At 70.8% G+C, this 684-nt stretch carries 1 pseudogene; it reads right to left on the bottom strand.

The features are described 5' to 3' along the window. Positions 1-684 (bottom strand): annotated as a pseudogene (locus HV796_RS46430) (transposase); the annotation flags it as partial.

Below are 684 nucleotides of genomic sequence, written 5' to 3'. Positions count from 1 at the left end.
GCCGTGCTCGAGAAGGCGCCACAGGGCGATCGCCAGACGGCGTGCGAGCGCCACGATGCCGATGCGCCGCAGCCGCTTGCCGGCACCGGCAAAGCGCTCGTTGAACCAGTGCTCAGCTGGCTGCCGGGCTGCAGACGCAGCCAGCTCCAGGCGAGTTCCACCATCAGCCAGCGGCATCGTTTGTTGCCCGCCTTGCTGATACCCTGTTCAACCTCGCTGGTGCCACCGGCGTAGGGCGTGGGCGTCAGGCCCAGGCAACCGGCCAGTTCGCGGCGGTTGTGAAACTGGCGCCAGCCGAACAGCTCCCGGACGAGCGTCCACGCGCTGCCTGCACCGATGCCGGCGAGCTGGGCCAGCAGCGCCATGCCGGGATGTGCGCCGCTGCGCACCTGTCGCTCCTGCTGCACTTCGAGCAGGCGGATTTGCTGGCGCACGAGCGCGAGCCGCTCACATTCGCGCTCGATCCCGTCGCGCAGGCCGGGCGCCAGCAGCTCGCGCTGCCGGGCCTACCAGTGCGTCCAGATGCGGCCGCCGACATGGCTGACGCGCAGGTTGTGCAGCACCAGCAGGGAGCGGACCCGGTTCGTATGCGCGGTCTGCTCTTTGCGCAGGCGTTCGAGCTCGCGGTGCAGACGGCGGCCGTCCTCCTGCCCGGGCGTGGGAATGCGCGCGACCGCCCACACC

This window comes from Paraburkholderia humisilvae, from assembly GCF_902859855.1.
GTDB lineage: Bacteria > Pseudomonadota > Gammaproteobacteria > Burkholderiales > Burkholderiaceae > Paraburkholderia > Paraburkholderia humisilvae.
The sequence above is the reverse complement of the archived record's forward strand: the minus strand, read 5'-3'. Positions and strand labels throughout refer to the sequence as shown.